This window comes from Streptomyces sp. NPDC057271 (genome assembly GCF_042668715.1).
Classification (GTDB): Bacteria; Actinomycetota; Actinomycetes; order Streptomycetales; family Streptomycetaceae; genus Streptomyces.
Map to the genome: position 1 here is coordinate 1 of NZ_JBHUYJ010000170.1, position 9,905 is coordinate 9,905.

Here is a 9,905-nt window from a genome sequence, read left to right on the forward strand (position 1 = left end):
GGGCGGCCATCGCGCGGGTCCCAGGAGGCGAAGTCCCTGTCGTTCCAGAGTCCGTCGAGGTGATCACGTATCCACATCGCCGTGGTGCCGCTGGGGTTACTGGCCCGCGCCATCTGGGCTGTGAGCTCGGGAACTACCGCACCGGACCGGGGACGAACGGACACTGATCACCTCAGGAGGACGGAACTACGCAGGGCCGTCCGAAGTGTTCCAAGCGCCAACAGCCCTCGTCCCGAGAACTCCAAGATCCCCGACAGAGTCGCTCAATGAGGCGGGGTTGGCCGGGTATGAAAGTGAATTACAACCGACCTTGGAGGGTGCGGGTTGATCAGGGTTCCCGTAGGGGTGTTCTTCCCGCTGTACAGGCACGAAGGCAGGACTCCGAGCCACTGAGAGCGTCCGTCATGGCGAAGAATTCCGGCGTTCGGTCAGCCGTGTCGCGGAGCCCTTCACCTCGCTGGCGAAAGCGGGATCGCCGCCGATCTTCGGCGTAACGCCAGCCGGCCGCTCGCCCCCCTCCGGACTCTGCTGGTTACAGTAGGCAGCGGACGTCATACGACTGCACCGACTCCGGATGCAAGGTCTGTATCAGCGCAGTGGAAGCCGAGATGGATACCTTCAAGGTTGTCGTGGGTTGGAGCGTTACCGGATGTGATTATGCCGTGTAACCGTCGACTTACCCCGGGCGACTTCTGAAGTATCTTGAAAGGTTCTGTATGCGAGAAGTACTCTTGCGCTTGCGATGCGTGGTGTTTCTCTCCGTGGCAACGCTGTTCCTGGGTCTGTTGGGTGGTACTGCTTCGGCCCAGAGTGGCGATTCGGAGGTGGGTACCGCTGAGACGGATCCTCAGTACCCGCCGGCCCCTCCACCGGACGCTCCGGAGCTGCCCGGATGTGGCGGTAGCTATGGCCAATTCAATTGGATGAACGGGTCAGTACGTCACACGTGGGTGGACGGCTGCGGGGGTCTTATAGGCGGTGGCAAGGGTTACGCGTTCTATTACTCGGGAGGTATCCGAGTGACTGTCTGCGTGCCCTCAGGGGGTGGAAACCTAACTTACGCGGGCTGGTACGACGTCGAGAATCCGGGCCAGGCTGGCGAGCTGCAGGCTGTCAGCCTGCCATTCAATTGCACCCCCGAACCAGATCCCAGCCCGGACCCTGAGCCCTTGCCCGAGGTGCACGTCACGGGCAGTGTCTTCACAGAGGAGCCGCCGGGGCCGGAAGAGCCGCGCCCGCTCTCGGGGGCCCGGTACGAGCTCTGGTACCTGGGGAAGAACGGCGTGGGCAGCGAGACGGCTGTGCGTCCGGTGCTTGATGGAGTCGGCGGGACTGGAAATCCAGTCGCCGGATACCTCGATGAGAACGGTGCGTACAGCCTGGACTTCATTTATCCACAGAAGTACCAGTTGCCGGACGGCACTGAGTGGGAGGGCTGCGCACCATCCGCTGTCATCTATCTACGGTCATACGCCTGCACTCCCACCCACCTGTGGCTCAAGATCTTCCCGAAGAACGAGGATGTCTCGATCGTTGTCCGGGACGACACATCTCCCGAGGAGGCTCTGGCTGCCACGGTGCCGCTGGGTACGTTCTTCGATCGCACCTCTGACAGATTTCACAGTTCTGAGCCCGCTGCATTCGCCTACCGCGGCGCACAGAACGTCAGGCAGGTAGTGGGTGATTCCAGCGGGATCGGTGACATCGAAATAGTGCTCTCAAATGAAGGGGAGAGTCACTATCGGCCACTCACGGGACTCGTGACGTTGGATGAGACGGTCGTGAATAGCTCGACGACGGAGCATGAAGTCGGGCACAGCTTCCTGCACGACCTGTACGGAATAGACTTCTTCGACTATTATGAAAACTGCAACCCTCACTATCTGACCGAGGTATCCAGCGAGAAATGTGCCTGGGGTGAAGGGTGGGCCCAATTCATCGCGCTCGCGGCGGAGAAGACTTCCGTTCACACCCATAGTGATGGCAATGTCGTGGATCTGGAGGATTGCGGCCAGTGCAAGGCCGGCGGGGCGGTCGAAGGCAGGGTGGCCGGTGCACTCTGGGACCTGGTGGACGACACGCCCGACGAGAAGAGGAACGGCTTCACCGATCAGGTTCACTACGCGATCGGGGAAGTGATCAGTGTGGTCCGTGAGGCGGAGCCGAAGACGATCGACGAGTTCTGGACGGCTTGGTCTTCTGCGCACGAGCAGAGTCGGTTCAGCGACCGCAACGTCATGTTCCTCAACACCCTCCTTTACAGCGGCCTGCTGGACGCGGAGCAGGCGGACACGGTCGGGGAGTGGACGGACGTCGTGTGCGCAGACTGCGTCAACGGCGGGGCCATGCGCTCGAACCCTCCCCCCTACAGTAAGAAGCCGTCTGTCACCTGGGATCTGAACAAGGGGCTTCCCGCTGTCCTCGGCGGAGCAGGCGTGTACGACGTCTGGGTGCACATCCCTGCCGCGGCTGACGACCAGGACCCCAGCGCGACCTATGACTTCAAGGGAGGACAACAGAGAGAAACATGGCGTATCGACCAAACTCAGCACAGCGGCTGGATACCGCTGGTGACTTCGGCGTATATGGACTCCCAAGACAGATACTCGCTCATCCTGTCCCATGATAGAGATGAAATGTCGACGAGGCTAAGCGCGGATGCCGTCATGGTGGTTCGGAGTCACCTCTGACCTTGCCCGCAGCCATGTCTGTTTTCGGGGCGCTGGCCGTCTCGAAACGATGCAGACAGAGGCGTCATGGGGCGGCGAGTCAGCGCGAGGGTATTGAACCCCTTTGAGTTGGCCACCGATCAGGTGACGGTCCACGACGCGCAACAAGCGAGGCTCCCGGGCTGTTGATGGAGATGTGTGACGTCTCAATCGCGCTGCCCGGGGGCTTCGTTATCTCCACCGCAACCGCCTGGCGGTACGCGGATGAGACCCTCGAGGTCCTGACCTCCTGGGAGCCGGCCTGCAGGAGACCTTCGTCGGCTTCGGCCAAAGAGACTTCGTTATCGTCGACGGCACTCTCGTCCCTATCGACCGCATCGCCGCAGGCGAGCCGTACCACTCCCATGGGCACCGCGAGCACGGCATGAACGTCCAGGTCGTGGCGCGACGCCTGCCCGCACCGACGACCTGACCGCGGACCGCGCCCACGGCATAGTCCAAGCCTGCCGCACCCGGCATATCCTCGTTCGCGCGGACCGCGCCCACCAAGGTGCCGGCGCTATCCTCCGCGCCCCGCACTACCACCACGGCGAACAACCGGCCCACTACCAGCGGTTCAACTGCGACTCGCCCGACTCCGAGCCTTCGGTGAACGCGTCTTCGCTCAACTCAAGACGGGGCGGCTGCTGCGACGAGCGCGTTGTTCCACCCGCCGTGTCGGCATGACAGTCCAATCCGTCCACACCCTGCTGACCTGCACAGGTTCAGGATGAAACCGGCTCATTGAGCTTCTTCGAGTTGGCCACCGGTGGGTGATGTCCCGTGAAGCGCAACGAGCGAGGCCCCCGGGCTGTTGATCGAGATGTCTGACGTCTCAATCACGTTGCTCGGGGGCTTCGTTGGTCATGCATCCTGCCGCACTCGACCTGCCGCATGCGCTCGTGGAGTGGGTCACCATGCTGATCGTCACCCGTGAGGGCGATCGCCGGTGCAAGCTCCGCCCGTCACAGCGCGCGATGGTGGCACTGGTGTACCTGCGCGAACACACCACTCTGGCGAAGATCGCCGCCGGGTTCGGGATCAGCGAGTCCACCGCCCACGCCTACACCCCGCGGTCGTCGACCTGCTCGCCGAACGAGCACCGGGCCTGCTCAACACGCTGCGCGACCACGAACCCGACTTCGCCCTGCTCGACGGCACCCTCGCCGAATGCGACCGGGTCGGCGACGGCCGGACCGACTACCCCCACAAACACCGACGCCACGGCGTGAACGTGCAGGGTGATCGGCTGATGGGGTTCACGCTGCGAGGGTGTCGTCTTGCTGGGCGAGGTGACCGTTTTCGAAGCGGGCGCCGGCTCGGGCGAGGGCGACGAGGTGGGGTGCGATGACCGCTCGCAAGCGTGCCCGGGCGGACTCGACGAGTTTGAAGACCATCGCGAGGGCGGCGGCCGGACTGCCCGCGCCGTGGGTGACCTTGGCCCGCAGTCTGACCGTGCTGAAGGTCGACTCGATCGGATTCGTCGTCCGCAGATGGATCCAGTGCTCTGCCAGGAAGCCGTAGGAGCACCAGCAGCTCGTCCACCTCGCTGGTGATCTTCTTGACGGCCTTGGGCCACTTCTCGCTGTTCGTCTTCTCGAACGTTGTGACCGCCTCCTCGGCGTAATGGATCTCCCGCAGCGCCTTCTTCGCCCTGTGCTACGCGGACTTGGGCAGCGCGTTCATGACGTTGCGGGTTTTGTGAAGCCGTCAAGAATCAACCTGTTGCTTCGCGGTCAGCGGTTCGTTGGTCTGGTATGGCGATCACGGATGAGCCTCGACGTTTCGTGACGGTCCGCCGACGAAGCCGGTGGACCGTTTCGTGCAGTGGGCTGAGGCTGGGCAGGCCGAGGGCCCGAGTGTCGTCTCGGGGTGGCGCCGGGTTCCACTGCTCCGGGTGTTGAGCTGCTGTCGTAGGGACGGGGAATCCGCTGGTCATCCGGGGTTCGGCAGGAGTGCGAGCCGGTCGAGGGCGGCGGTGATGTGGCTGGTCCAGGGCCATTGCCGGGCCAGGCGGAGGATCCGCCGACGGCCTGTGGTCGCGAGCTGCCCGGCTGCGGTGAACAGGCGGAGCCGCAGGCGTCGGGGCTCCCAGAGGCGGGGTTTGCCGGTCAGCGCGAGCATCGGCATCCAGGCCAGCAGGTCGAGTGCGAGCTGGACGATCTCCAGTCAGATCCGGTTCTGGGCAGTGCGGTGCAGGGGCAGGTTGCGCAGGCCGGTGGAGCGGGCGGCCCGGATGCGGTCCTCGGCCCTCGCCCGCAGTCGGTGACGAAGCTCGAGCTCGGCGATCGGCTGGCCCGAGGTGTTGGTGGCGAAGCAGGTCAGCCTCATGCCGTCCGCGTCCATGAGCCTCAACTGGGCTCCGGGGTGCGGCCGTTCCTTCCGGACGATCAGCCGCATGCCGTTGGGCCAGCCGTCGAGGACATCGCCGGTGAGTTCGGTGACCCAGGCCCCGTCCCGGATCTCGCCGTCCGCCTCGACGGCCGGCGTCCAGGCCGATGTCGGGACCTGAAGAACGTGCTGGTGAATCGCGTCGGTGATCACCATGCCGACCGAGTAGGACAGCCACCGTCCCCGCTGAGCGAGCCAGGCGACGAAGTCGTGGGTGCCGCCCGCGGAGTCGGTGCGGATCAGGGTCTGACGTCCGCGCCGGTATTTCGCCGGCAGCTGGGCCAGGGCCATGCGGGTGGCGGTGATGTGGTCGGCCGCAGTGTTGGACCCCGCGTTCCCGGGCCTGAGCAAGGCCGCGACCGGCTCACCGGTGCCGCCCGGTCCGTGGTCGACGAACCCCATCAACGGGTGGTGACCGTAGGTCCGCTTCCAGGTCGGGGCCGCGTCCTCCTTGTCCGAGTGCGCGACCACCAGCACCCCGTCCAGATCGACGGTCACCGACCCGCCCGCATCGGGCGCTTTCCCGCCGGCCAACCGCCAGACATGCTGCCGGACTTCGACCCGCGCGGAGCGGATGGCCCGCAAGGCCCTCTCCCTCGAGGCGGCGAGGGAGTCGATCAGGCGGGAGACCGTCGGGTCGGAGGCGATCGCCCCGAACACCGCGGGCTCGGCCCGCAGCATGCCGACATCCGCGAGGCAGTCCCCGCCCAGCGCGACCGCCAGGGCCACGTCCAGCAGAATCTTGCCCGGATCGTGCACCGCCCGGGCCTTCCGCCACGGCGTCAGCGCCGCTGATATCGCGGTGTCCAGGCCGACCTTGCGGACGGTCTCGACCAGCAGCACGCTCCCGGCCTGCGAGACCACCGCCCGGCCGCCGCCCTCGATGCGGACACGCGGGTACGACCCGATACGCTTCTTCACCTGGAGAGTGCTTCTTCCCATGCAACCAACAGGACCCTCGACAAGTCCCATCGTTGCAGGTCAGGAGCACTCTCCGCTTATTTGATCAAGCCTCGGACGCCCCACCACGTGAAAGCGCGAGGTGAGATGCTGTCTCAACTCGGCTGTTGTTTTGCGGCGTTGCTGCCCCCATCTGAACGAGTGGCAGCGGCTCTGGCGGTGGCGGCCGAGGCAAGGTTGCTCGGCCACGGCGGGGTACGCGTGCCCGCCCGGGCCGCGGTTGTCAGCTAGACCACCGCGCGTTGCCGCGCCGGCGGCAGTCCCGCAGCAGGTCCACTCAGGACTCGCTGGACTCCCGTCAGCCCGAGGCGATCGCGATCAATTCCTTGCTGCCGTCCACGCGGATACCCATCAAGACCAGCAGGCAGGAATGCATCCGGGACAGACGGATCCCGGGATGGATACCGTCGGCTCACACGTACACGTAGTCGGATTCGGCCAAGTCACGAGCCTGGAACGCAGCGTGCTTGGTGGTCCACTGCTTCGTCAGCCGGGTCCCCGTCGTCGGCGACAGTCCGGCCGGGCCGCCTAGGAACTGCTCGAGCGCGGGCGCAAAGTCGCCCGACGACAGGCCGTGGAGGTAGAGCAGCGGCAGGACCTCGCTGACCTTCGGGGACCTCCGACACCAAGGCGTGAGGATCTTCGAGGCGAACCGCTCGCGCTCATCCGTCTCATCGATTCGCTTCCCGTTGACCCGCGAGGCCTCGACCTTCACAGGCCCGGCAGCGGTGGTCACCGCCTTCGGACGTGACGGCCGTTGCGGACCACCAGCCGCCGACCTCGCTTGTCAATCCGGCTGGAGTACTAGGGCGCCGGCCAGCATCCGCCTCGCGCCTCACGGACGATCTCGTCGACCAGAAAGACGCCGGTCTCGGTGGTGCCGTCTTCAGTAACTACACTCAGCACGGGCGTGTCTTCCCAGCTCGCGCCCGAACGCGGGCCTACTCGGTGACCATGAGTCGATCACCCGGGAAGGTACGCCCTCCGCATCCCACGAGGCACCCCGTCCCCGGGCCGATCCACAGGTTCTGAGCATTGCTCCGCGGTTTCCGTTACGTTCCGTCAGCCAGGACTCGATCCTCCAGGTGCTGGACCACACTGGAAGACGGCACCGAACGCTTTTGATCTCACCTTCGACGGCCACCCTCTCGCAGTCGTCAGTATCCCCAACCGCCCACCTACACCGGCTCGTCTGACAGATCTCTCCGCGGCGTGGGGGCCGAGAAGCTCGCCGCGCGCAACCTGGGAAGTTGTGAGAGCAGCAGCATCGTGGCCGAGACGAGCCAGAGCGGCGTGGTGCGGCTAGGGTTTCCCCATGCTGCGAGTGAACTTCCCAGGGCCCCGCCCATCGCCGCTGCCAATGAGGCAATCGACAGCGCCGTGCCGCGCGACCGGGACCGCACCAGGCCGTGGAAGCAGGCCGCAACTGTCGGTTGTTGAACGGCGACAGCCACTTGGAACCCGATGTACGCGATGGCCATCGCCACCGGGTGCGTGCCGAAGGCCATGGCCGCCACGCTGGTCACAGCCAGCAGAATCGCCGTCCTCATCAACATACGCTCCCCGATCCGGCCAGCCAGCCACGGAGCCGAACGAGCGCACAGAGCGCTCAGGAGAAATGCCGCAACGAGGGTGAAGCAGAACGCGGCAGCTGAGGCCTCGGCGCTCGGCAGCGCTCTGGCCGCCTGCATCGGCCACATGACCTCAAGCACCCCTGCCGCAGCTCCCACTCCGGCGAACGTCACAAGTAGCGCGGTGACCGCACGATCCTTCAGCAGGTCGCGCCCGTCCACGGCGAGGTTCCGGAGGCTGGTGTGTGGCTCCTTCGTCTGTTGCCGCCCACCCTGTTCGCCCATCAGCACGTAGACGACGCAGCCGTGTGTGAACGCTGTCATCGCCCCCAGGAGCAGCGGCAGGGAGAGCGGAATGACCGCTCCGCCGCCTAGTCCGCCGAGGCGGCTGTCGACACCCAGAGGCACCAGTCCTCCGGTCAGCGCTCCGATGCCGATCGCCGCTCTCCTGCACGCTTGGCCACGAGCGAGGCCAGGCGCAGGGCCTGCATCGCCGTTGAAGCGGGGCAGACTGTTCACGTACCAGGCTTCGGTGGCACCCGAGTGAGCGGCACGAGCGAAGCCGAGAAGGAGGAGAGCTGCGGCCAGGACGGCGTAGGCGCTGGCAAGCGCGAGTACCAACAATCCCACAGCCTTGGCGCAGGAGGCGGCGAGTACGACAGGTTTGCGCCCCACCATGTCCGCAAGCGCCCCAGCAGGTATTTCGAATACGGCGGAGGACATACCGGCGAGCGCGAGCAGTAGCCCGATCTGGGCGGCGGACATATCGCGTGCTGCCAAGAGCACGACCAGGGACGGAAACATCAGCCCACCCGGAAGCCACTCCAGGAACTGGAGCAGCGCATACTTCCGGTCGAATGCGAGGCGTGTGGTCACGAGCTGGACTCCAGCAGCATGAGGCGCTCGCGGGCCCGCCGCAGCAGCAGGTGCTCCTCCGTGACCGTCCCCTTCAGAACGGCGACAACATCGCGCAGCACCTCGCGCGCCTCAGCCCTTCTTCCGTCGGCTGCCCAGAGAACCGCCAAGTTGTAGCGGGTCAGCTGAGTGTCGGGATGGTTGTCCCCCCACAGGGTACGTTTGAGCACCAGCGCCTCTTGGTAGAGGTCTTCGGCTTGCCTGCTATGTCCGGACTCGTCCGCCACCGCGGCAAGATTGTTGAGGTTGACCGCGACTTCTGTCGGCCGTGGGGGATCGCAGTCGCGGTAGATCCGCAAGGCGGCGGTGAAGGTACGACGCGCCTCAGCGAGGTCGCCGGTCGCGAACAGCAGACCGCCCAGATTGGCCAGGTCCGCGGCAAGATCGGGGTGATCGGGGCCGTGCAGGCTCTCGCGGATCCTGCAGGACTCCCTCGCGTGGATGATTCCCTCGGCGGAACGTCCCGTGGCGTGGGCGAGACCGCCCAGGTTGTGCAGGAGCGAGGCCATCGCGTCACTCCTGGTGCCGCGTTCGGCTTCGAAGATCGGCCGCGCCACCCGGTACCACGCGGCGGCCTCCGCGTAGTCCCCGCGGTACTTCAACGTGACTGCGAGGGCGTTGGCCATCTTTCCGTAGAGGAAATGACCACTACCGAACTGTTGGCGAGCCAGTTCCGTCCCGCGCTTCAACGTCTTCACGGACTCGGCGTACCGGCCGAGCTCCTGGAGGAGGACCCCGAGGTCATGCCGTGCGTCCATGAGCGCCACGACGACGACGGGGGCCGGTGCGGGGGCGAGTGCGTCTCCGGTCAAGGCGGAGCGGAGCAGCCGCTCGGCAGTCGACCGGTCGCCCCTCTCTCGCGCGGCACGGGCCAGCGAAAGCAGCCTGTGGAGATAGGGCCGACTGTCGACGTAGCGCAGTGGATCTGATGTCCCGCATGCGATCATGCAAGACCTTCCGTGGAGGGGCCAGTAGAACTGTCTACGGGCGATGCCGTCTACTGAGTGGTTGGACCGCATGCCAGAGCACGGTCCAACCACTCAGTCTGCTCATTTCACCGGGACCGCCAAGCGGCGCGCCAGTCGGACGGCCCCGGTGCGTACGCTCAGCGCACGATCTCCGCGTGGTTGAAGTTGATGCCTTCCGCGTCCATGTTCACCTCCCGCAAGATGAGAAGGGCAACTCACAATCGGTGGCCGGGCAGTGCGCTCGGCCACACGTCCGAGGTTGCCAGTGGCGTCTTCAAACGCTCTGGCACATTGCTTTCAGTGGACGTTAAGTCCGTTTCTGGTAGCGGCCTCGTCCGGGTTGGGTGAGGAAGCCTTGGCGGGTGAGGCGTCCGAGGCGGCTGCGGGTGATG

Annotated in this window: 3 protein-coding genes and 5 pseudogenes; 3 read left to right on the top strand and 5 right to left on the bottom strand. The window is 65.6% G+C overall.

Annotated elements, in window-relative coordinates; all coding sequences use genetic code 11:
* Positions 1-1,169: 1,169 nt before the first annotated feature.
* The 3 genes and pseudogenes from ACFUJR_RS37625 to ACFUJR_RS37635 form a co-directional block, all read left to right on the top strand.
* Positions 1,170-2,690 (top strand): hypothetical protein, encoded by a 1,521-nt coding sequence (locus ACFUJR_RS37625; protein WP_383179318.1) that lies wholly within the window; start codon positions 1,170-1,172, stop codon positions 2,688-2,690.
* 194 nt (positions 2,691-2,884) lie between these two features.
* A pseudogene (locus ACFUJR_RS37630) lies at positions 2,885-3,442 on the top strand (IS5/IS1182 family transposase); the annotation flags it as partial.
* A 126-nt stretch (positions 3,443-3,568) separates the two neighbouring features.
* A pseudogene (locus ACFUJR_RS37635) lies at positions 3,569-3,948 on the top strand (transposase family protein); the annotation flags it as partial.
* A gap of 19 nt (positions 3,949-3,967) precedes the next feature.
* Here the strand turns inward: ACFUJR_RS37635 and ACFUJR_RS37640 are convergent.
* The 5 genes and pseudogenes from ACFUJR_RS37640 to ACFUJR_RS37660 form a co-directional block, all read right to left on the bottom strand.
* Positions 3,968-4,412, bottom strand: a pseudogene (locus tag ACFUJR_RS37640) (transposase); the annotation flags it as partial.
* A 231-nt stretch (positions 4,413-4,643) separates the two neighbouring features.
* Positions 4,644-6,020 (bottom strand): annotated as a pseudogene (locus ACFUJR_RS37645) (IS1380 family transposase).
* A 340-nt stretch (positions 6,021-6,360) separates the two neighbouring features.
* Positions 6,361-6,965, bottom strand: a pseudogene (locus ACFUJR_RS37650) (transposase); the annotation flags it as partial.
* 272 nt (positions 6,966-7,237) lie between these two features.
* Complete coding sequence (locus ACFUJR_RS37655) at positions 7,238-8,506, bottom strand: MFS transporter (RefSeq protein WP_383179315.1); 1,269 nt, start codon at positions 8,504-8,506, stop codon at positions 7,238-7,240.
* Entirely contained in the window at positions 8,503-9,357 is an 855-nt protein-coding gene (locus ACFUJR_RS37660) for a tetratricopeptide repeat protein (protein ID WP_383451212.1), read from the bottom strand. The genes ACFUJR_RS37655 and ACFUJR_RS37660 overlap by 4 nt, the downstream gene beginning before the upstream one ends.
* Positions 9,358-9,905 lie beyond the last annotated feature (548 nt).